The sequence below is a fragment of the Vibrio sp. 2130-1 genome (assembly GCF_033339515.1).
Genome location: NZ_JAWOUT010000002.1, coordinates 234,602 through 257,180 on the forward strand (window position 1 = coordinate 234,602; position 22,579 = coordinate 257,180).

A 22,579-nucleotide genomic window follows, 5' to 3' on the forward strand; every position below is an offset into this window, starting at 1 on the left:
GCGCAGTCACGAGCTCGTGTATTGATTGAGTACTCTCGGTCAAGTTAGCTTTGTCCGACCAAACCATATTTTCTAACCATCCCTCGTAATTGGTGATAGCTCAAGCCAAGTAGCTCGGCTGCTTGTCGTTGATTAAACTTGGCTTCTTCCAATGCACGATTGAGTAAATGGATATCTTGTTCCTCTTGCCATTGTTTATAGTCTAGAGGGAATTGGATGGTGTTGCTTGATGCTTCCTCTTCTTGTTGTTCTGCTTGTTTTGCACTATGGCCAAGCGCGCTGTGCCAAACCGTTTCAAAAGGATTGAAAACCAGTTCATCAATTGGGTGAGCATTCAGACCATGTTGGTAAATCGCTCGTTCAATCACGTTTTTTAGTTCGCGGACGTTACCGGGCCATTCATATTCAATAAGCGACTGCTGCGCTTTTGGGGTAAAACCGACAAAGTATTCCAGTTGCAGTTCACGACACATTTTCATCGCGTAGTGCTCTGCTAAAGAGAGAATGTCTTCTTTGCGCTCGCGAAGAGGCGGTAACATAATGACATCGAAGGCTAGCCTGTCGAGCAGATCTGCACGAAAATCACCTTGCTCTGCCAATTTTGGTAGGTCGGCATTGGTTGCACAAACAAGTCGAACATCCGCATTGAGAGCGGTATGACCGCCAACTCGCTCATATTCACCATATTCAATGACACGTAATAGCTTTTCTTGAACTAAAAGTGGTGCGGTTGCCAGTTCGTCAAGGAACAAAGTACCGCCCTCGGCACGCTCGAAACGCCCTTTATGCTTACCTTTAGAGCCCGTGAAGGAGCCGGATTCATGTCCAAACAATTCGGAATCTATTAGCCCTTCGCTTAATGTCGCACAGTTGAGTGATAGTAGTGGCTTATCCCAACGTCTTGATAAATAATGCAAACGCTGAGCGATGAGTTCTTTACCCGTACCTCGTTCACCAATGATGAGGACAGGGCGCTCAATGGGTGCAAGTTGTGATACTTTATCTAGTACAGCGAGAAAAGCAGGTGATTCACCAATCAGGTTTTGCTTCATAAAGTCCTTCTTATTTAACAGCCGAGCCATGATTTAGAGATAGAGTTGGTAAATTTCACCAACAGTTGGTGAAAAACATCATAGCACAATAGTGTGTAACGACAACAAAATGAATAACGCTCTGATTTAAAAGAAAATTATAAGTTGGCACGTTACTTGTTATATATTCAGGGAGACACAAGGTTAATCACCACCTTGTCGAGTTTTAATAGGAAAAAAGAGGAGTTCCGTTATGGGTATTTTTTCTCGATTTGCAGATATCGTTAACTCAAACATCAGTGCATTACTGGACAAGGCGGAAGATCCTGAAAAAATGATCCGTCTTATCATTCAAGAAATGGAAGACACACTTGTTGAAGTGCGTACTAACTCGGCTAAAGCGATTGCAGACAAGAAAGAGTTGGCTCGTAAGGTTGAAACGTTAGAAGAGCAAATTGGCGAATGGGGCCAAAAAGCGAGCTTAGCATTAGTGAAAGAGCGTGAAGATCTAGCTCGTGCAGCGTTAATTGAAAAGCAAAAGCTAGAGCAAGTGATTAAAGGCCTCCACACTGAGCAAACCTTAGTGGAAGAAACGATCGATAAGCTTACTGGCGAGATTGGTAAGTTGGAAAGCAAAATTGCCGAAACGCGCGCAAAACAGCAAGCACTAGCAATTCGTAACCAAACTGCATCTAACCGTCGTGATGTGCAAAAACACCTGCACACTAGCCGCACTAATGAAGCGATGGCGAAATTTGAGCAGTACTCACGTAAAGTGGATGAAATGGAAGCGGAAGCAGACCTGTATGCTCAAACTGGTAATGCTAAATCGCTAGAACAAGAGTTTGCAGAGTTGCAGGCACAAGACGAAATTGAAAAAGAGTTGGCAAAACTGAAAGAACAGATGTCATCGAAAGATAAATAAGAAAGGAGCCATTTATGTCGGCATTTTTTATAGCAGGACCAGTGATTGTCTTTTTAATCTTTGTCGCTCCACTATGGCTCTTCTTACACTATCGCAGCAAACGCAAAACAGATAGTGCACTGTCGAGCCAAGATTTAGAGCGCCTTCAGGTACTATCTGAAAAAGCGGAAGCGATGCAGTCCCGAGTTGATACATTGGAGCGCATCTTGGATGCTGAGTCACCAACATGGAGACGAAAGTATGAATAATCGAGAACTGTATCGTGATCCAGTAAATGGCAAAATCTCCGGTGTTTGCGCCGGAATTGCCAACTACTTTGGTGCAGAAGTTTGGTTGATTCGTATTGTAGTGATTTCTGCAGCGCTGTTAGGTGGTACGTTTTTGGTATTGTTAGCGTATATCGCGATGGCGTTTATGTTAGAAAAGCAACCAGTAACGTATTCTGAAAATATCAGAGCGCAGCAAGAGCATACGCTCAAAAGTAAGCCTTGGCAGAAAGGGCAAAGCCCTGATCAACTGCTCAGTGTGTTGGAAAGGGATTTTGACCGTCTTGATGGCAAAATTCGTAACATGGAAGCGTATGTTACGTCTGATACATATAGGGTGAACAGAGAATTCAGTAAGCTCTAGGCATTTTGTATCCAAAGAAGATTTAACTGAAGCAGGCATAAAGCCTGCTTTTTTATCACAAATTACTAATTTTAAAGCACTATTAATCTTTTCTGCTCTGGAAGTTCGTTCAAAATTCATCTACTTTAAAAATAATCCCCCAATTTTTATGGATGAATGTAATGAGAAAATTGCTCATTCCTATTGCCATCTCGGCTGTCTTGTCGGGGTGCGGTAAAGAACTTCCTCCTGTTCCTGAACCTGAATCGCGTCCTGCGAAGCTATTTACAGTATCTGTTGGCAATGCCCAGTTTGAGCGACATTTTCCTGCCACGACGGAAGCTGGCGATAGAGCAGTACTGACATTTCGAGTTCCTGGGCTTCTTCAAACGATAGAAGTGAATGAAGGTCAAGTCGTTAGTAAAGGTGATGTTTTGGCGTCATTAAACCCAGATGAATATTCTCTGCTCGAACAGCAAGCTCGGGCAAATTTTTTGCTCGCAGATGTGCAATACAAGCGATACCAAAAGCTACGTAAAGACCAAGTAGTATCTGAGCAAGATTTTGATGAGGCAAAAGCGAATCACAACTCAGCAAAAGCTCAATGGAATCAAGCAAAGGCAAACTTAAGATATACCAAACTTGTCGCGCCATATGATGGCACTATTTCGTACATTCCAGCAGAAAACCATGAATATGTTGCCGCGAAAGAAGGGGTGATGAATATTCAGTCCAACCAACTCCTCAAAGTGATATTCCAAATCCCAGACTATCTTCTAAATCGTTACACGCAGGGGAGCGATGTCTCTGCCAGAATGATATTTGATGCGTTCCCCGAGCGAGCCTTTGACTTAACCTTTCAGGAAATCGATACAGAAGCCGACCCTAAAACGGGCAGTTACAAAGTCACGATGGTCATGGAGCGGCCAGCAGAAATAGGCCTTTTGCCGGGAATGTCTGGCAATGCTTACCTCCTGTCCAAAAGTGCAGGAGCGACAAAGATTCCTAACTCCGCGTTGCTAGAAGAGAACGGCAAAACATACGTTTGGCGTGTCGATGAGCAAGGCATTGTGTCCAAAGCCGCAATTGAGATGAATGACAAAAATCAAGTGTTAGTTGGGCTTAACGATGGCGACCAAATCATTATCTCGGGTGTCAGTGTAATTGAACCCGGAATTAAGGTAAGAGCGTGGATTAAGGAAAGAGGGTTGTAATATGAAAGGAGTCATCTCTCTAGCGACTTTACTTTCAACGCTTTTTCTCGTTGGCTGTGGGGATAAGGCGCCAGAAAAAGAGCTCGAAACGCCACGAGTTAGAGTTACGTCATTAGCGGGAAACAAGGTGGATGACAACTTGTACTTCCCTGCGGTTGCGAATGCAGCGGATCGCTCTCATTTGAGCTTCAGAGTGGCAGGAGAAGTCAGCAGCATCATGGTAAAAGAGGGCGACAAAGTCACGAAGGGTGATGTTATTGCAACGCTAGATCCCACGGACTATGAGTTGGATGTAGATAATGCGAGTGCGCGTTTTTCTGTTGTCGACAGTCAGTATCGCCGCTCACGCCCTTTGGTTGATAAAGGCCTATTAGCTAAGTCTCAGTTTGATGAAATTGCAGCACAACGACAAATCGCCTTAGCTGAGCTTCAGTTAGCCAAACTTCGTCTATCATTTACTGCCTTAAAAGCGCCCGTGGATGGGGTTATTTCGCGAGTTAATATCGACCAATTCGAAAATGTTCAAGTCGGACAGCATATCGTTAATATTCACAGCTTGGAGCGAGTCGAAGTGTTGATTCAGCTTCCTGACCGCCTCTATGTGAACCAACCGCCAACGGAAGAAAGGCTTACCGCGATCAAAGCATTAGTGCGCGTGCCCAGTGGTAACGAATATAACGCGACGGTAAAAGAATTTACAACCGAACCCGACCCAACAACAGGTACGTTTACTGTCACACTGTCGCTTCCTATGCCGGAAGAAGAGTACATCCTAGATGGTATGGCTGTTGAGGTAACTTCTAAAGACGAGAATGTTGGGCTTGATCTCAACCTAGGAATTAATGTTCCTATCGAAGCCATTTTTAATGCGGATGGTGACGAGCTGGGGCGCGAAAACAAATTTGTTTGGGTACTGAATGACGACAATACGGTATCGCGCAAACAGGTGCGAGCAGGTAAGGCATCTAAAACGTCCATTCAAATCCTTGATGGTCTCATGCTCAAAGACAAAGTCGTGATTGCCGGTGTTTCTCGATTAAGGGATGGCATGAAAGTGGAAGTGATACAGGAAATGGCTACGCAGGAGGTCGGTCTATGAGCGATCTTAATAAATCAGTGCCTCAAAGTGATGATGATGTGACCGGTATTGCTGCGTACTTCATCCGAAATCGCGTCATCAGTTGGATGGTCGCACTGATATTTTTGATTGGTGGTATCGCCGCATTCTTTGGTTTAGGGCGTCTTGAGGACCCTGCTTTTACTATTAAAGATGCGATGGTAGTGACCTCTTACCCTGGTGCGACACCGCAACAAGTCGAAGAAGAAGTGACGTACCCAATCGAAAAAGCGATTCAGCAGCTTACTTATGTTGATGAAGTAAATTCGATTTCTAGCCGGGGATTATCTCAAATCACGGTCACGATGAAGAACAATTATGGCCCTGATGATCTACCACAAATTTGGGATGAGTTGCGCCGTAAAGTGAACGACCTTAAAGGGACGTTGCCTCCAGGTGTGAATGAACCTCAAGTGATCGATGATTTTGGTGATGTTTACGGGATTTTGTTAGCGGTGACTGGCGACGGTTATAGCTATAAAGAGCTACTGGATTACGTCGATTACTTACGCCGAGAGCTCGAACTGGTTGATGGCGTGAGTAAAGTTTCGGTATCCGGGCAACAGCAAGAACAAGTTTTCATCGAAGTATCGATGAAAAAGCTGAGCAGTATAGGTCTTGCTCCGGATACCGTGTTTAATCTTCTTTCGACGCAAAACGTGGTTTCTGACGCAGGAGCGATCAGAATTGGTGACGAGTACATCAGAATTCAGCCGACTGGCGAGTTCCAGAGTGTGGAGGAGCTGGGTGATTTGTTGATTACTGAGTCGGGCGCTCAGGGGCTCATTTTCTTGAAAGATGTGGCGGAAATAAAACGCGGGTATGTAGAAGTACCGAGTAATATTATTAATTTTAACGGAAGTCTTGCACTAAACGTCGGCGTTTCTTTTGCTGAAGGCGTCAATGTGGTTGAAGTCGGAAAAGCGTTTGATCATCGCCTTGCCGAGCTAAAGTACCAACAACCTGTCGGTATCGAAATCTCGGAAATTTACAGTCAGCCTAAAGAGGTGGATAAATCGGTTAGCGGTTTTGTTGTGAGCTTAGCTCAAGCAGTCGGTATCGTTATTATCGTACTTCTGTTCTTTATGGGGCTACGTTCGGGGCTACTTATCGGTTTAATCTTGCTGCTGACGGTATTGGGTACGTTCATTTTCATGAAGTATCTCGCGATAGATTTGCAGCGGATTTCATTAGGTGCCTTGGTTATCGCGTTAGGTATGCTGGTGGACAATGCAATCGTTGTGGTTGAGGGGATTTTGATTGGTACTCAAAAAGGGCGAACTCGACTCCAAGCAGCGACCGACATTGTTACCCAAACAAAGTGGCCATTACTTGGGGCAACTGTGATTGCGGTAACTGCATTTGCGCCAATTGGACTGTCTGAAGACTCGACGGGCGAATACTGTGGCACTTTATTTACGGTTCTGCTGATCTCTTTAATGTTGAGCTGGTTTACCGCTATCTCGTTGACACCATTCTTTGCTGACATCTTCTTTAAAGGCCAGAAGATTAAACAAGGTGAAGGGGAAGAAAATGATCCATATAACGGGGTTATTTTCGTTATTTATAAAAAGTTTCTTCAGTTTTGTATGCGTCGTGCTTGGTTTACCGTTGTGGTGCTGATTGTGGGATTAGCGGCAAGTGTTTACGGGTTCACCTTTGTGAAGCAAGCGTTTTTCCCATCTTCGACAACGCCGATTTTTCAGTTAGATGTATGGATGCCAGAAGGAACTGATGTTCGAGCAACCAACACAACGCTTAAAGAGTTAGAAAGTTGGTTAGCTAAGCAAGAGCATGTTGACCATATCACGACGACCGCGGGTAAAGGCTTACAGCGCTTCATGTTAACGTACGCGCCAGAGAAAAGTTATGCGGCTTATGGTGAGATAACCACTCGTATGGAAAACTACGAAGCGTTAAAACCATTAATGGCGAAGTTTCGAGAGTATTTAAAAGCCAACTACCCAGAAATCAATTACAAGCTCAAACAGATTGAGTTAGGCCCTGGTGGTGGTGCAAAAATTGAAGCGCGCATTATTGGTTCAGATCCAACCGTCCTTCGTACGATAGCCGCTCAGGTCAAGGACATCATGTACGCCGATCCTCAGGCAACAAATATCAGGCATGATTGGCGTGAACGAACCCAAGTTCTTGAACCGCAGTTTAACGAGAGTCAGGCACGTCGCTATGGCATTACAAAATCAGATGTCGATGACTTCTTGTCCATGTCATTCTCTGGAACGACGATAGGCCTTTACCGAGACGGCACGACGCTCATGCCTATCGTGGCTCGTTTACCAGAAGATGAGCGCATTGATATTCGTAACATCGAAGGCATGAAAATATGGAGTCCAGCACAGAGTGAGTTTATCCCACTTCAACAAGTCACAATGGGTTACGACATGCGTTGGGAGGATCCTATCATCGTACGTAAGAACCGTAAGCGTATGCTCACTGTGATGGCAGACCCTGATATTCTAGGTGAAGAAACCGCATCGACGTTGCAAAAACGTTTACAGCCCCAAATCGAAGCGATTCAAATGCCTCCTGGCTATTCACTAGAGTGGGGTGGTGAATACGAATCTTCTGGTGATGCTCAAGAGTCGCTGTTTACTACCATGCCAATGGGGTACTTGTTCATGTTCTTGATCACTGTATTCCTATTTAACTCTATCAAAGAGCCACTCATTGTTTGGCTTACCGTGCCGCTGGCGTTAATTGGTGTCACTACCGGTTTGTTGGCGCTCAACACGCCGTTTGGTTTTATGGCATTGCTCGGCTTCTTAAGCTTATCGGGAATGGTGCTCAAAAATGGCATCGTATTACTGGACCAAATTGAAATTGAAATGAAGTCCGGTAAAGAGGCTTATGACGCGGTTGTTGATGCTGCGGTAAGTCGCGTCCGTCCCGTTTGTATGGCAGCTATCACGACGATCCTTGGTATGATCCCACTGTTGCCAGATATTTTCTTCAAACCAATGGCGGTTACGATTATGTTTGGTTTGGGTTTTGCGACAGTCCTGACACTGATTGTCGTGCCAGTGTTGTATCGTTTGTTCCATAAAGTGGCAGTACCGAAACAGGCTTAGTGCTACTGATATAACGATGAAAAATATCGCGCCTCTAGCTCATCAGTTAGAGGCGCTTTTTAAGGAAGAATAATGACAGAACAAAAAACGTGTGCGTGGGCGATGAATCACCCATTAGAGCGCGAATATCATGATTCCGAATGGGGCGTGCCAGTATATGACGACCAAGTCCTGTTTGAATTTATTACGTTGGAAGGTGCGCAAGCCGGGCTTAGTTGGATCACCATTCTTAAAAAGCGCGAAGGGTATAGAGAAGCGTTCGAGAACTACGACCTAGATGCGTTGGAACAAAGAAATGAAGAACGCGCTGAATACATCGTGGAAAACTTCGATGTTGTGAGGCATCGCGGAAAGATTAACTCGGTTTTCAGTAATGCCAAAGCGGCCAAAGCGTTAATTGCTGAATACGGAAGTTTATCAGACGCGTTGTGGCAGTTCGTGGACGGCGAACCAATCATTAATCAATGGCAACATATGAGTGACGTGCCAGTTTCGACAGAGCAATCCAAAGCCATGAGTAAATTCCTAAAAAAGAAAGGCTTCAAGTTTGTCGGTGAAACCATCTGTTATGCTTTCATGCAAGCCGTCGGCATGGTGGATGACCATATCGTTGGATGTCCTAAAAAGCAGAATAAGTAACGTTTGGCTATTAAGCTAATGTTGTTAGTTCTGGCTATCATGAATACGTTCCAAAGCTTCGATTCGACGCCATTGAGTGGCATCGAAGCTTTGTTTTCTTAAAGCAATGATTTCTGCCTGTTTTTCGTCTTGCCCTAGAAAATCCCTATTCAGAATATTTTGACGCTGCTTTAAGTAAGTGGCGAGTTGAGTCTCAAATGATGCTCTTTGCTCATCAAGCTTTTGCAGCCTCTGCGCTCCGGCATCTCCTACCAGAGCAACACGGGCGATGTACTTATCTTGTGAATCAAGCTGAGAAGCTTGCTCGAGCTGCTCTGCTAATGCGTTATTGCGTTCACTTTCTCGTATGTAATCCGGTTGTTCTGATAACGCTTGATTGAGAAGGTGTGTTTGACTCTCGATATCCGATGCCTGTTTTTTGATCGTCAGCTTTTCTAATGCAAGCTGGCGAAGTCGGTTTTCTTCGTCAAACAATTGGGTTATCTGCACCTCGTTAAAGTATTGAAGCTGTAAGTTCAGTATTGCTTCATTCAGCATGGTTAACTGTTCAAGCGTTAGGTGGTTGTGCTCAAAAGGCTCTAATGCAGTGAGTGCTTGCTTGTAGGAAAGGTAGGCTTGAAAAAGTGTGGCATCAATATTCAGAGTTTGCTTTGCTAAAGTGTCATCATTGACTTCCGCTTTGATCGTATCGAGATCTTCTTCGCCCAGCCGGCTAAGAGAATATTCGAAGAAATCTTTTGGAGAAGAGACATCGGCGGCTATATCTTGCTGAGATTGCGAATGGTTAGAGGTTATCTCTTGTTGTTTGTCGCTTTGCAACAGAGAAAGCGCTCCCACGCCACATATCGAGAGCAGGATAAAAGTGGTGAGAGCGACTTTCTTCATTGTGATGACCTCTTATAAACCTTGAAGTTTGAGACGATTTGCATGTTGGCGATAAAGCGTGACTGGATCGGTTTCAAAAAGATGATGAATACCGAGTAGGCCGTTAATTTCATCCAAATGGTTCATTTGATAATCATCACGTATGACTTTGCCCAAATGTGTGCTGCACGCACCAACTAAGCCATCATTTGGCCCATCAAAGGCTAAGCCAAGTACCATCATGGCAGCGTCGGTCGGATCGAAAACGTTTGTAAAAGTGGATGATCCGGTCCATGAGTAGTAATAAACGCCATTTGAAGCCAGCAAGTCACCATTACCACATTCACTGGTAGGGACTCCCTCCGGGTAGTGTTGGTTAAACGCTAATGATCCTTCCGTGGTTAATGCTGCTAGTGAGGCTAAAGGGTCTTGGTCGAGATCAGAACCACCTGATAGAAGATTAATAAGAGTAGTTAAGCCTTGCGCCAGTTTTACCGCGAGCTGCTCACTACCCGAACCCTCAGATACGGTGCCACGAACTAAGTCTGCCACTTTAGACCCTTTATTAACGCCTCCTATACTCGTAACTGATGCGACTAGGTCAGGACGGACAGAGGCAACATAGCGCGTTGTTGGACCACCATGACTGTGACCAATGAGATTGACTTTCTCTGCGCCTGTTGCTGCAAGTAAGGTTTCGACTTGAGCAAGCAGTTGCTCCCCTCGAACTTCGCTGCTATTGGTCGCGGATACCTGTGCAACATAAACCGTAGCGCCATCTTTTGTTAAGGAATGTGGTATTCCGAAAAAGTAATCAACGCCTGCCAGGGTATCAAAACCAAACAAACCGTGAACCAGAACAATCGGATACTTGGTTTGGGTATAACCTGTTGCAGCGGATACGGAGGTTATTGGGACGGTAATTAAGGTAAAAAGCATTAGCGCTATAAATTTGAGTTTCAAAACTATCTCCTTGTGGTATGACCTCTTATGAATGATAAAAAGTAGGAGAGAAACTCTAAATTTGGAAAGCCTATTTGTGGCACATTAATTCATTCTGTGACTGCTCAATTGAAAAACAACATAAATGATTAACATTAATTGATGGTCGGGGTGAATGTTAGTTAATTCTAATTAAGTCAGGGGTTTATAAAAACGCCCCGCAATGCAGGGCGATTCAATCATTGTTATAGGGAGGCTTCTTTTTCAAGCGTTAAGGCATTATAACGCGCAAAACCAGCCTCTAAATCAGCGATCAAGTCATTTACGTCTTCTAAGCCAATATGAATACGAACCAAAGTACCTTCAAAGTGTGGATGAGCTACGGTTCTCAGGCTGTTAAAGCTCTTAGGTTCGTTAGCTAGAATGAGGCTTTCATAACCGCCCCAAGAGTAACCCATACTGAAGTGTTTCATACCATCAAGCAGAGCCGTCGTCGCTTTTGGATAAGACGTTTTGAGAACAAATGAAAACAAGCCGTTTCCACCTGTGAAGTCTCGTTTGAAAAACTCATGGCCAGGGCTTGTTTCTAAAGCTGGATGGCGGACATGATCAACTTCTGGGCGAGAAGCGAGCCACTGAGCGACTTTTAAACTGCTTTCTGCGTGCTGTCTTAGGCGAACATCCAACGTGCGAATACCTCGAAGACCTAGGTATGCGTCGTCAGGAGAAACGCACTGACCCATCAGGTAGCTTTGTTCACGAAGCTGATCCCAATACTTTTCAGAAGCCACAGCAGTACCTAGCATGACATCTGAATGTCCAACAATATACTTAGTTGCCGCTTGAATGGAAATGTCTACGCCATGCTCGAAAGGAGAGAAGTTCACGCCTGCTCCCCATGTGTTGTCAAGCATCACGATGATATCTTGCTCGTGGGCAATGCGCGCTAATGTAGGTACATCTTGGACTTCCATGGTTATTGAACCAGGAGACTCCAAGAAAAGGACTTTGGTATTCGGCTGAATCAAGTCTCGGATACCTTCACCGATCATTGGGTCATAATAGGTGGTTTCGATACCCATCTTCTTCATGATGGTGTTACAAAAGTCACGAGTTGGTTCGTAACAAGTGTCCACCATTAGAATGTGATCGCCAGTTTCAACGAAAGAGAGGATGGCGTTTGAAATTGCTGCCGTTCCACAAGGGTAAAGCGCGCAACCAGCTCCACCTTCAATCTCAACCATTGCGTCTTGGAAAGCAAAGTGCGTGTTGGTGCCTCGGCGACCATAAAACAATGTTTTGTTTGCACGATTAATGGTGGCTTGGTTCTTTTCTGCAACGGTATTGAATACCACGGTTGAAGCGCGTTGAACGGGTGGGTTTACAACACCATTTGTCCACTTTTTATCGCGGCCAGCGGTAATGAGTTTGGTTTTTTTTCCCTCTGACATAAAAGTTCCCTGTCTTAAATATTGCGGTTTTGAATATTTAAAACATGGACGACGTAGGTTATGCAAGGGAAAAGTCAACTATCAGCCAATAACAGCCAAGATGAACAGGTAATGATGTCGAGAGGTATCGTGTAGATAGGGAGCTAAAAGAACAAACCTCCAGCAGGATGCATGTAGCGCTGGAGGTTTTTTAGCCTGTGTATTTGAGGTATTAGAGGAGTGGGTTGAAGAGATAGAACACTCGCTCTAAGAACCGAGAAAATAGGCTCCTTTTCTCCCATTCTTCCAATACAACAGTGTGAGATTGCTTAATATAGCTATCTTGTAACCAAGACATTTGCTTGGTGAACTCTTCGTCATCAACGGCGAGGGTCACTTCGAAGTTCAGCCACAAGCTGCGCATATCCATGTTTACGGTGCCAACTAAACAGAATTGGTCGTCAATTACGACAGATTTTGTATGCAGCAAACCACCATAAAACTCATAAATCTTGACCCCTGAACTCAAGAGCTCACTATAAAAAGCGCGTGAAGCCCATTGCACCATCATAGAGTCATTTTTATGGGGAATAATGAGTTCAACGTTAATGCCTCGTTGTGCTGTCATCTTTAACGTTTCGAGTAAATCAGCATTGGGCACGAAATATGGTGTTGTGATTCGTACCGAGCGATTGGCTTGGTTTATTGCCAATGTTAATACTTGATAGATCAGATATTCCGGCATACCTGGGCCAGAAGGCACAACCTGAATAGGGTGTTGGAATTCACTCTCATCGATCTTGCATTCAGGTAGTCTTGGTAAATGACGTTCGCCAGTTTCGACTTCCCAATCCCAACAGTGGATGGCACTCAATACGTTTACCGTTGGTCCTGTAATGCGAACCATGATATCCACCCAATGCCCAACGCCACTATTTTGCTTGAAGTAAGCCGGGTCAACCAAGTTCATTGAACCTGTATAAGCAATTTCATCATCAATTACGATGATCTTGCGATGTTGGCGAAGATCAAGACGACGTAAGAAAATACGCCACATCTTCACTTCTAGCGCTTGAATAACTTCAATTCCAGCATCCTGCATCATTCGATACCAAGGACTTCTGAAAAAACGTGGACTACCTGCTGAATCGAGCAATAGCTTGACATCTACGCCGCGTTTAGCCGCTTGAATAAGCGCAGAAGCGACAGAGTCAGCCAAACCACCTGGATGCCAAATGTAGAATACCATTCGAATACTGCTCTGCGCGTTTTCGATGTCTTCAATAATGGAATGCAAAATCTCATTAGGTGACTGTTGCAGCGACAATGTATTACCGCTCAATGCGGGAAGACCAAGGCGGTTGTTACAAAGTTCATCAATTCGGTAGATGTGCCTTCCCATCGTTTCTGGGTTGTGCGCGTTACAGTCGTTAAGCTGACTGAACCACTTCTCGAATGGTGTAAACATCTCTTTTGCGCGTTCGGCCCGTTTTCTGCCTAAGTTCAGTTCACCGAAGAGGAAATAACACGCGACACCCAGAACGGGAAGGATATAAATGATCATTAGCCAAGCTAAAGACACGCTCACTGCACGGCGCTTTAAAACGACACGAATGGTCACACCTGCGACCAGTAACCAATATAGCCCGATGCTAGCTAAAGTAAGAAAGTGATAAAACTTGTCCATATACGCTCAGAGTAATATGCCCTTCTAGGATATTAAGCATAAAAGTGGGTTGGGGGAATAGATTTCCCATTTAGACGTGGGATTGACCTTATATGAGGAACAAATTTCATAACAGCTGATTCTGTTATTTTAATGTGAAAAATAAGGTCATTCTTTAACTTTTGAATAAAAAAGCAGCATTTAACCTGCGTAACTCGACACTTGTGCGATAAATGTACTTTTTTGGGGTTCCAATTTTAAAGGGGAGCTGCTTTACTTTCTAGACATAGTGCGTCGAACGCTTATTTTATAAGTGTACAATAATTTTTACATAAACTTTTTAGACGCCTATCTCTATGCATACACAACAAACTAATTTTGGAGAAAAAGCGTGGCTACAACTAATACAGCAGCACCACGTGATACGTGGGGGTCTAAACTAGGCTTCGTAATGGCAGCAGCGGGTTCCGCTGTCGGTTTAGGCAATATATGGAAATTCCCTTACACAGCGGGTGAGAGTGGCGGCGGTGCATTCGTTGCTATCTACCTTATCTTTGTTATTTTTATCGGCTTTAGCGTGATGCTGACAGAGTTCGCTATTGGTCGTAAGACAGGTCTTTCTGCCGTAGGTGCATTCAAAACAACTGACCGACGCTGGACGTTCACTGGCGTTATGGGAGTCTTCAGTGGTCTTTTGATCATGGGCTTCTACCCAGTGGTTGGTGGTTGGGCATTGGCCTACATCTTTAAAGTGGGCGGTGGTCTACTCAGCGCGCCAGAAGCAATTGGCGACAGCTTTGGCGGTTTCATCTCAGATCCGATTCAACCTTTAATGTGGATGGGTGTTTACCTGTTCCTTAACGTCATGATTGTGATGAAAGGGATTTCGGGTGGTATTGAGAAAGCCGGTAAGGTTCTGATGCCGCTTCTGTTCTTAATCCTAATCGTTGTTTCTGTTAAGGGCTTAATGCTGCCAGGTGCAATGGCTGGCCTTGAGTTCTTATTCATGCCCGACTTTTCTAAAGTCGACAGCAACGTGGTTCTTGCTGCACTAGGGCAAGCGTTCTTCTCACTTAGCTTAGGTATGGGTTGTATGATGACGTACGGTTCTTACCTGAAGAAGAAAGAGAACCTAGTTCAAACAACCGGTATGGTTACAGCGATGGATACTGGTGTCGCGATTCTTGCTGGTGTTGCTATGTTCCCAGCTATGTTTGCCTTTGGCATGGAGCCTGCGGCAGGCCCTGGTCTTGTATTTGTTGTCGTTCCTCAGCTATTTGCTGAAATGGGCGGAGTAATTGGGTTGCTATTCGCGTTGCTATTTTTCATCGGTTTGACGGTGGCGGCATTAACTTCTTCAGTATCATTATTGGAAGTTGTCGTGTCTTACCTAATTGACGAGAAAGGCATGAAGCGCTCTAACGCAGTTCTGTCTGCAAGTGCAGTTATGGCGGCATTATGTATTTTTGCGTCACTATCGTTAGGTGGAATGGGACCAACGCTGTTTGGTACCGGTGCCTTTGATATCTTCGACTTGCTAACGGACAAAATCTTCTTAGCGGTTGGTGGTATGTTGGTTTGTATCTTTGCTGGATGGCGCCTAAGCCGTGCTGAGCTAGAAAAAGAGATCACTAATGACGGCGAAGTATCCTTCCCGCTATTTGGATTGTGGTACAACCTAGTTAAATACCTGATTCCTGTTGCGATTGCTATTGTTGCCTTCATGGGGATTAAGTCTGGCTTTGACAGTGGCAAAGGTGAAATCATGCTGCTGGGTATCGCAATCATTGGTCTTGCTGGCATTTTCTCTAAGAAGCTTTAGCAAAGACCTTGGGGGCAAGCCTCGATAGCTTTGTCCGGTAACTTATGTATACTGCTGGCTCCAAACGTGGAGCCAGTTTTTTATGTTCGATATTCTACATACCCATCCCGATTTTCTGATCATCAATAAGCATCCCAACGTCTCTGTTCATAAAGACGATGGCGACACAATGCTGCTGCAAGAAGTGGCTAAGCAGAGTGGTGATCAGCAGCTCTATCTTATCCATCGCTTGGATAAAATGACATCGGGTATTCTGCTCCTCGGACGTAACGCCAAAGCGGCCAGTGCGTTATCGCAAGCCTTCGCTGACCGCCAAGTAGAAAAGTTCTACCTAGCGATTGGCTCTAAAAAGCCGAAAAAGAAACAAGGTTTGGTCGTTGGTGATATGGAGCGTTCGCGCCGTTCATCATGGAAGCTGGTCAACAGCAAAAATAACCCAGCCGTTACCCAGTTTTTCTCTCTTGCGGCAGAGCCCGGAGAGCGTTTATTTTTATGCAAGCCACACACTGGTAAAACGCATCAAATCCGCGTGGCATTAAAATCGGTTGGCTCAGGTATTGTTGGCGACCCGATTTACAATGCAGGCAATGAGGCTGATCGCGGTTATCTGCATGCATTTTCACTTTGCTTCCAATACCGAGATGAGCAATATCGCTTTGTTTGCGATCCACGAGAATACAAAGTGCTTGGTAACAAATGGCACAGTGAAATCGTCTCTCAGGGTTTGGATACTTGGCTTTCCCCCTGGGAACTGAACTGGCCTACGATCAAATAACCGTCACAAAGAAAACTAATAAGAGAACTCGATGCAAGCATCACAACTTTCGCTGTTTTTTCAGCATCTAGAAACCGAGCTCGCGCAAGCTCCGAATGAAATTCGTCGACTGTTTCACGGTCGTGGCCGTCGTTTTGAAGGTCTAGAGCAAATCACCTGTGACTGGTTACAAGGTCAGTTGATCATCAACTTGTTTAAAGAAGTCGACGACGCGTTTCTCGCTGAGCTGAAAAGCGGCCTCAATGCGTTGGCACTATCACCACTGTGGGCAGACAAGCAAGGTCGTACTATGGTTCTTCAGCACCGTTATGCCGATGGTGCGCCTTCAGAAGTGCTTGTCGGTGAATTAGACGCTCGCCCTGTCGTTGAAGAAAGCGGTTTGAAATACCAATTGGATATTGGCCGCAACCAAAACTTCGGTCTGTTTTTGGACATGCGCTACGGTCGTGATTGGGTACGGGAAAATGCCAAGCATAAAAACGTGCTTAACTTGTTTGCTTACACGTGTGGCTTTTCTGTCGCTGCCATTGCGGGGGGCGCAGATAAAGTGGTTAACGTCGACATGGCGAAAGCGTCGCTGTCTAAAGGTCGTGAGAACCACAAGCTAAATGGTCATAACATCAACCAGGTAAGCTTTATGGGGCACGATATCTTTAAATCGTGGGGTAAGATTAAGAAATCTGGTCAGTATGACTTGATCATTATCGATCCGCCTTCATTCCAGAAAGGCAGCTTTGCGCTGACTAAAGACTACAAAAAGATTCTACGTCGATTGCCGGATTTGTTGACAGAAGGCGGTCAAGTGATGGCATGTGTGAACTCACCATCTGTGACAAGCGACTTCTTGATTGAAAGCATGAAAGAAGAAGCGCCAGAGTTGACATTCCGTGAGCGTCTGGATAACCCACCAGAGTTTATGGACGTAGACAGCGAAGCAGCATTGAAAGTGTTGCTGTTTAGCGAGAAGCAATGACGACGAAACGAAAGTTGTACCTATCTATAATACCAGCCGTTTGAGTACGGCTGGCATTTCCACGATACCCCGTTAATCTGAATAGCGAGACGCGAGTGTGATTCAGAGTCTATTATCAGAATGAGTTATTCCTAACACGCTGATATTAGATTCCTGATCTCGCCCAGGCTCGTCGGAATGACGGGAAACAATAAAAGATCGATACCAGCAGCATTAACCGATCTGCACTTCAAGATCCGCTTCGATGGTTGATGAGCAGGCGAGCACATAGCCTTGTTCAATTTCTTCTGGCGTCAATGTTTCTAGGCTGGTGGAAGAGACGTTGCCTTGACGAACCTTGCATTTGCACGAGCCACAAATGCCGCTACGACAAGCGACGATTAATGGTAAACCTGCGCCTTCAAGCACATCGGCCAGTACCTGACCTTTTTGCGCATCGATGGTTTGAGCAAAGTCGGGAACAGAAACACGAACAACTTCATCGGAGACCGATGTTTCTGCGCCGGTCGCAGGCGTAAAACTCTCTTGGTAGAAGTTCGTCATGTCAAAACCAAGGTCATTCAAATAGCCGTGAACATCTTGCATGAACTGACTTGGACCACACAGGTAAACGGTGCGTTGCTTGAAATCAGGAACAAGCTCTTTAAGCCAGTCGGCATTCAAACGACCTTGTGGGTGTGACGTTCCTTCGCGGTTTTTCAGCAACAGCTTTAAATGGAAGTTGGGATACACAGCGTCGAACGTTTCTAGCTGATCGTAGTAAATCGTCTCTTCTGGGCTGCGTGCGATATGAAGAAATGCGATGTCCACATCGTTGTCGTTTTCATCTTGATTACTCAGCCAGTGTTTTGCCATCGAAAATACGGGCGTGACGCCGCAACCTGCACTGATAAGCAAGGCTTTTGTTTCGCCATCACGTAAAACGGGTGGATGGTCAATGCAGTTAAATTCGCCCGCTGGTGGTAATGCTTGAACGGTATCACCGAGCAGCAGCGAGTCAACGATGTAGTTCGATACTTTACCGCCAGATACTCGTTTGATGGTGAGTTGAAGGTGATCGTCTTCATTGATCGAGCTGATTGAATAGGCACGAAATTCCATTTTTCCATCAATTTCGACGCCCAAGTTAATAAACTGGCCAGGCTTAAACTGAAACAGAAGTGATTCGGTTAGTTCGGCCAATTTGATGCTGACGGTGTCGTGTGTTTCGAAGTATTTGTCGATGCAACGGAGCGTGACGGGTTGGTTACCTTGCCATTCAAAAAACATAACAATCTCTTTGGTTGTGACTATTTTTAGTTCGAAATAGATAGCGCCTCCACGTAAGGAGGCGCGTAACAAGCAGGTTTATTAGGCTGCGAGGATGGCTTTTAGATCATCCTGAACATTGCCAATACTGCGCATATCGAACTTCTCTTGGATGATGGCGATTAGGTTTGGCGTTAGGAATGCCGGTGCAGTAGGGCCTGTGTAAATGCCTTTCACGCCCAAGGCAAATAGTGTTAGCAAGATAACGATCGCTTTTTGCTCGAACCAAGAAAGCACAAGCGTGAGTGGCAGTTCATTGATATCACAGTCAAACTCTTTCGCCAGTGCAAGTGCAAGCTGGATTGCAGAGTAAGCATCGTTACATTGGCCCACATCCAATAGGCGAGGGATGCCGTTGATATCGCCAAACGTATTCTTGTTGAAGCGGAACTTACCACACGCCAAGGTCAGGATGAGCGTGTCTTCTGGCGCTTCAGCCGTAAAATCGGTGTAGTAGCTGCGTTCCGCTTTATCACCATCACAACCGCCGACTAGGAAGAAGTGTTTGATGTTGCCTTGCTTCACTTGGTCGATAACCGCAGGGGCGGCGTTCATCAGTGCATTGCGACCAAAACCAACCGTGATGTGGTGTTCGATTTCATCGTGTTGGAAACCATCTTGCGCTAGAGCACATTCAATCACTTGGCTAAAATCATCGCCTTCGATGTGAGCAACTCCAGGCCAGCCAACAATACTGCGGGTGAATAGACGGTCTGCGTATTGACCCACATTTGGATTCAACAAGCAGTTTGACGTCATTACGATTGCGCCAGGGAAGTTTGCGAATTCTTTCTGCTGGTTTTGCCATGCGCTGCCGTAGTTACCGACAAGATGAGGGTATTTCTTCAGCTCTGGGTAGCCGTGTGCAGGCAGCATTTCACCGTTGGTGTAAACGTTGATGCCTTTGCCTTCGGTCTGTTGCAGGATTTTTTCTAGGTCATGCAAATCATGGCCAGAGACAAGGATACATTTGCCTTTTACTGGCTTGACGTTCACCGTTGTTGGTTCTGGATGGCCGAAGGTCGTTGTTTCGCCTTGGTCGAGCATTTCCATCACTTTGTAGTTCATCAGGCCAATACGCATTGAGCAATCAAGTAGCTCGCCGAGATCTTCAGGATCGGTGCCCAACCACGCCATGATTTCATGGTATTCGGCATAGATATCGTTGTTGGTTTGCTCAAGAACGCGTGCGTGCTCCATGTATGCTGCGGCACCCTTAAGGCCGTATAGGCAAAGTAGGCGTAGGCCAATAACATCTTCATGTACTTGGTCCTTACCACGGTTAACCGCGACTTGAGGAGCAAAAGCTAAGATCGCTTCAGCGCTGTTTGGTAGCTCGAAGTTGGCAACGGCAGGAATGTCAGTAAGGTTGGTGTTTGACAAAGTCGCAGCAGATATTACTTGCTCTTTGAGCAGTGCTTTGTACGTTGCAGCTTGAGAAGTTAACTCCAGGATGCGTTCAGGGTCGAAGTTAACGTTCGTCAATGTAGAGAAAAATGCCTTGGGTGCCCATTGGTTGATTTCATCGTTAATGATGTTGAATTCAAGTGCTTTTGATGCCCAAAAAGAAACCCCTTGCAGTGTGTAAACCAACACGTCTTGTAGGTCTGATACTTCAGAAGTTTTGCCACACATGCCTTGTGCAAAAGAACAACCTTTAACAGCAGGGGTTTGAATTGTCTGTTCACATTGAATACAGAACATATTGGGTTCTCCAGTGATTGTTTTAATAGTCGTGATGTTGACCACTAGAGAGCAGAATGCATGCCAATTGTTATATTGTTGATTTTTAATGATTTTGTGTGTTTTTGATAGGGCGGGTGATGTAATTAAGACAACGCGGATGATGTCTTAATTACATCGGATTCTTGTGGTTGGTTATTTATTGATCCCGAGCTTTTTCCCCATTCGATATAAGTTACCGCGATCCATTTGTAAAAACTCCGCCGCTTTTGCCCAAACGCCACCAGTTTGGCTTAAAGCATGTTCAATTAAATCACGTTGATAGCTTTCTATCAGTTCTCGCATTGGTTGACTTTTTTTGGGTAAATAATGCGATGTGTTTTTTACATCACCGAGAGCCAATGAGGTGTCGAAATGGTTAAGCATGATCGTGCTTGCGCCTTGTTGAATGGCGTGCAAAGCCGCGCGAGTTAAAGTATGTTCGAGCTCGCGCACGTTTCCGTACCAAGGTGAAGATTCCAATTGAGTCAACACTTTAGGATGAACGTGCAGATTGGGTGCATTGAATTGTTGGCGTACTTTTTCCAACAAATATCCTGCTAAAACGGGAATATCCCCGTCACGGGCACGCAGTGGGGGGACTTGGATTGGGAACACGTTCAAACGGTGGAAAAGGTCTGCTCGAAACGTGCCAGATTCGACCTCTTTTTCTAATTGTCGATTGGTCGCGGCGATGATGCGCACATTGACCATCAAATGCTGATCGCTACCTACACGTTGCAGCTCGCCTTGCTGAATTACGCGCAGCAATTTTGCTTGCAAAATCAAAGGCAGTTCGCCCACTTCATCAAGGAAAATCGTTCCACCGTCTGCCAGTTCAAACTTACCGGCACGGTGGCTATTAGCACCTGTAAATGCGCCTTTGACATGGCCAAACAGTTCACTCTCAGCCAGACCTTCTGGTAAAGCCGCACAGTTGACGTAAATCATCGGCTTATCGCTACGATGAGATTGCGCGTGTACCGAGTGCGCGACCAGTTCTTTACCAGTACCGGTCTCTCCTGTGATAAGTACTGCGTAATCTGATTGAGCAACAGTCGCAATGTTGTTTCGTAACTGGTTGATCTGTGGACTCAAACCCACCATTTCGCCATGTTGAGAACGAGCTTGCTGGATAAGGGTTTGAGTGACGCTTTTTTGCTTCTGGTTTTGCGCTTTGAGCGCTTTTAACTGAGCAATGTTACGCAATGTCGCAGCGGTCAAAGCCGCAAAGGTTTCGATAGCGACAGGATCGATGCCATCAAACGCGCCCACCGTTAGTGCATCCATCGTTAGTGCGCCAACAAGTTGGCCTTCGACATACAAGCTAAAGCCCATGCAATCGTGAACATCAATGCATTGGTCTTCAGTTAATAGTGTGCCGTCGAAAGGATCCGGCAGTGAACAATCGGCATCGAAACGCACCGGTTCACGGCTATGAATAATGGCATCTAAGCGAGGGTGCGCCTTGGGGAAATAGCGACGACCTAAGACCGAGCTGGATAAGCCTTTTACCGCGACAGGAGTTAGAAACCCATCCTCATCGAAGATAAACAGGCAGCTCGCATCACATGGGAATACTTGTGCGACCCCATCAATGAGATTTTGATATTGCTGCTCGTGAGAGCGATTTGAGCTGAGGTTTAGCGCGATATTAAGGAGTACGTGGTCAACAGTCGGAGTCATAACAAGCCCAAAGTTATCTGGAATGGGCTCATGCTAGCAACTTGATGTCATTTGAACATCGAAAGGTGTGGGAGATTGATGTTCCATTGACGACGATCAAGTTTGATACGAAAAGAAACGCGCAAGTTAACAAGCCAGTGATGTAAGCTTGCGCGGGTTAGGTGTTTGAATTAAAGCAGGCCAAAGGTTTAGTTCGTCCGAATTAACGAGGAACGACTCTAGCGTCATTACCAGAAACATTGATTTGGACCGCTTGGCCTGGTTGGAAAATCATGTTTGGATTTGCTTCTTGAACAATAGAGATAATCTTTCCGTCCTCTAAACGAATGGTCAGATTCACGCCATTTCTTTTCGCGGTTGCTTCAGCCGCTTTGCTGCCTGCATAGCCACCCAATAGACCACCACCAATGGCAGCGATATCCGAGCCAGAACCGCCCCCAACTTTTGAGCCTAAGATCCCGCCCACGGCAGCACCAGCGATGGTGCCAATGGCATTGGATTGGGTAGAGGCATCAATGGTTACGGGTTCTACTTTTTCTACTGTGCCGTAGTAAACCTGCTGAACTTTGCGAGTGTCGGATGAGCCGTATGCATCTCCGTACGGGTTAGGTGAGCTACAGCCGCCAAGCACGAGCGCACAAGTAATGGTGAGCAACATGCCTAAATTGATCTGTTTTTTCATATAGCCTCCGAATGGTTTCTTCATTCAAAGAGTATATACCCCAATTTAACCTGCGTTTTGGTGCTTTATAAAACAGTGGCTTAGC

19 protein-coding genes are annotated in these 22,579 nt (G+C 45.4%); 10 read left to right on the plus strand and 9 right to left on the minus strand.

The genetic code is table 11. The features are described from left to right. Positions 1–44 precede the first annotated feature (44 nt). Positions 45–1,052, minus strand: a complete 1,008-nt coding sequence (gene pspF, locus R7Q09_RS03655; protein ID WP_017820869.1) for a phage shock protein operon transcriptional activator — start codon at positions 1,050–1,052, stop codon at positions 45–47. Between the two features lie 232 nt (positions 1,053–1,284). On the opposite strand from pspF, the gene pspA reads away from it, so the two are divergent. The 7 genes from pspA to R7Q09_RS03690 all read left to right on the plus strand — a co-directional run bounded on the left by pspA (position 1,285) and on the right by R7Q09_RS03690 (position 8,624). Further along, positions 1,285–1,956, plus strand: a complete 672-nt coding sequence (pspA, locus tag R7Q09_RS03660; RefSeq protein WP_005378119.1) for a phage shock protein PspA — start codon at positions 1,285–1,287, stop codon at positions 1,954–1,956. A gap of 14 nt (positions 1,957–1,970) precedes the next feature. After that, positions 1,971–2,204 (plus strand): envelope stress response membrane protein PspB, encoded by a 234-nt coding sequence (gene pspB / locus R7Q09_RS03665; RefSeq protein ID WP_005378117.1) that lies wholly within the window; start codon positions 1,971–1,973, stop codon positions 2,202–2,204. Beyond that, entirely contained in the window at positions 2,197–2,586 is a 390-nt protein-coding gene (pspC, locus tag R7Q09_RS03670) for an envelope stress response membrane protein PspC (protein ID WP_025766867.1), read from the plus strand. The genes pspB and pspC overlap by 8 nt, the downstream gene beginning before the upstream one ends. A gap of 161 nt (positions 2,587–2,747) precedes the next feature. After that, positions 2,748–3,779, plus strand: coding sequence for an efflux RND transporter periplasmic adaptor subunit (locus tag R7Q09_RS03675; RefSeq protein ID WP_318070516.1), 1,032 nt, complete (start codon positions 2,748–2,750; stop codon positions 3,777–3,779). A gap of 1 nt (position 3,780) precedes the next feature. After that, a complete protein-coding gene (locus R7Q09_RS03680; protein ID WP_318070517.1) occupies positions 3,781–4,878 on the plus strand; it encodes an efflux RND transporter periplasmic adaptor subunit in 1,098 nt (365 codons plus the stop codon). After that, positions 4,875–7,985, plus strand: a complete 3,111-nt coding sequence (gene vmeI, locus R7Q09_RS03685) for an efflux RND transporter permease subunit VmeI (RefSeq protein WP_318070518.1) — start codon at positions 4,875–4,877, stop codon at positions 7,983–7,985. Before R7Q09_RS03680 ends, vmeI begins: the two co-directional genes overlap by 4 nt. Positions 7,986–8,057: 72 nt before the next feature. Beyond that, entirely contained in the window at positions 8,058–8,624 is a 567-nt protein-coding gene (locus R7Q09_RS03690) for a DNA-3-methyladenine glycosylase I (protein WP_017634671.1), read from the plus strand. 24 nt (positions 8,625–8,648) lie between these two features. Here R7Q09_RS03690 and R7Q09_RS03695 read toward each other — a convergent pair whose 3' ends face one another. The 4 genes from R7Q09_RS03695 to cls all read right to left on the minus strand — a co-directional run bounded on the left by R7Q09_RS03695 (position 8,649) and on the right by cls (position 13,547). Beyond that, positions 8,649–9,509 carry a lipase secretion chaperone gene (locus R7Q09_RS03695; protein ID WP_213968608.1) on the minus strand — a complete coding sequence of 287 codons (861 nt, stop codon included), beginning with the start codon at positions 9,507–9,509 and terminating at the stop codon, positions 8,649–8,651. Positions 9,510–9,521: 12 nt separating this feature from the next. After that, positions 9,522–10,427: an esterase/lipase family protein gene (locus tag R7Q09_RS03700; RefSeq protein WP_197687493.1), complete on the minus strand. Its 906-nt coding sequence runs from the start codon at positions 10,425–10,427 to the stop codon at positions 9,522–9,524. A gap of 248 nt (positions 10,428–10,675) precedes the next feature. Then, positions 10,676–11,881, minus strand: a complete 1,206-nt coding sequence (locus R7Q09_RS03705; RefSeq protein WP_318070519.1) for a cystathionine beta-lyase — start codon at positions 11,879–11,881, stop codon at positions 10,676–10,678. 211 nt (positions 11,882–12,092) lie between these two features. Then, positions 12,093–13,547 carry a cardiolipin synthase gene (cls, locus tag R7Q09_RS03710; protein ID WP_262631065.1) on the minus strand — a complete coding sequence of 485 codons (1,455 nt, stop codon included), beginning with the start codon at positions 13,545–13,547 and terminating at the stop codon, positions 12,093–12,095. A 430-nt stretch (positions 13,548–13,977) separates the two neighbouring features. Here cls and R7Q09_RS03715 point away from each other — a divergent pair, with 430 nt between their 5' ends. The 3 genes from R7Q09_RS03715 to R7Q09_RS03725 all read left to right on the plus strand — a co-directional run bounded on the left by R7Q09_RS03715 (position 13,978) and on the right by R7Q09_RS03725 (position 17,096). After that, positions 13,978–15,348 (plus strand): sodium-dependent transporter, encoded by a 1,371-nt coding sequence (locus R7Q09_RS03715; RefSeq protein WP_042522154.1) that lies wholly within the window; start codon positions 13,978–13,980, stop codon positions 15,346–15,348. Between the two features lie 82 nt (positions 15,349–15,430). Further along, positions 15,431–16,123 carry a TIGR01621 family pseudouridine synthase gene (locus tag R7Q09_RS03720; protein ID WP_104975233.1) on the plus strand — a complete coding sequence of 231 codons (693 nt, stop codon included), beginning with the start codon at positions 15,431–15,433 and terminating at the stop codon, positions 16,121–16,123. 31 nt (positions 16,124–16,154) lie between these two features. Then, on the plus strand, positions 16,155–17,096 hold the full coding sequence (locus tag R7Q09_RS03725) for a class I SAM-dependent methyltransferase (protein ID WP_145474235.1): 942 nt from the start codon (positions 16,155–16,157) through the stop codon (positions 17,094–17,096). Positions 17,097–17,309: 213 nt separating this feature from the next. On the opposite strand, the gene R7Q09_RS03730 is transcribed toward R7Q09_RS03725, so the two are convergent. The 4 genes from R7Q09_RS03730 to R7Q09_RS03745 all read right to left on the minus strand — a co-directional run bounded on the left by R7Q09_RS03730 (position 17,310) and on the right by R7Q09_RS03745 (position 22,494). Further along, on the minus strand, positions 17,310–18,365 hold the full coding sequence (locus R7Q09_RS03730; RefSeq protein WP_025613148.1) for a hybrid-cluster NAD(P)-dependent oxidoreductase: 1,056 nt from the start codon (positions 18,363–18,365) through the stop codon (positions 17,310–17,312). 81 nt (positions 18,366–18,446) lie between these two features. Next, on the minus strand, positions 18,447–20,108 hold the full coding sequence (gene hcp, locus R7Q09_RS03735; protein ID WP_276416583.1) for a hydroxylamine reductase: 1,662 nt from the start codon (positions 20,106–20,108) through the stop codon (positions 18,447–18,449). Positions 20,109–20,282: 174 nt separating this feature from the next. After that, complete coding sequence (norR, locus tag R7Q09_RS03740; protein ID WP_318070520.1) at positions 20,283–21,812, minus strand: nitric oxide reductase transcriptional regulator NorR; 1,530 nt, start codon at positions 21,810–21,812, stop codon at positions 20,283–20,285. A gap of 202 nt (positions 21,813–22,014) precedes the next feature. Continuing rightward, a complete protein-coding gene (locus tag R7Q09_RS03745) occupies positions 22,015–22,494 on the minus strand; it encodes a glycine zipper 2TM domain-containing protein (protein ID WP_005386695.1) in 480 nt (159 codons plus the stop codon). Between the last annotated feature and the right edge of the window lie 85 nt (positions 22,495–22,579).